This window comes from Liquorilactobacillus oeni DSM 19972, assembly GCF_001436275.1.
In the GTDB taxonomy this organism is placed as follows: domain Bacteria; phylum Bacillota; class Bacilli; order Lactobacillales; family Lactobacillaceae; genus Liquorilactobacillus; species Liquorilactobacillus oeni.
Genome location: NZ_AZEH01000029.1, coordinates 1 through 228, shown reverse-complemented (window position 1 = coordinate 228; position 228 = coordinate 1). Strand labels below are relative to the sequence as shown.

The 228-nt window shown below is 36.0% G+C and carries 1 pseudogene; it reads right to left on the bottom strand.

Features of this window, described 5'->3' with window-relative positions:
- A pseudogene (locus FD46_RS10740) lies at positions 1–228 on the bottom strand (IS30 family transposase); the annotation flags it as partial.

The following is a 228-nucleotide window of genomic DNA, read 5'->3' as shown; positions in this document are numbered from 1 at the left end:
TTATGAGTTTCAGCAATCATTTGCGGTGACCATTTATCATCTAAAATCCTTTTAGCAATAATCCGCGCTTTTTTCTTTGAATACTTTTTTTTAGTACCAATCCGATCTTTTCTTAAGTCGGCATATTGTTGAGCTTCTTCGGCATTATAACGATAAGCATGCCATTTACGTGGTCTCAATTTATAATCCGAAAAGCGTTGACTCCGACGGAGTTCATTATTAATCGTC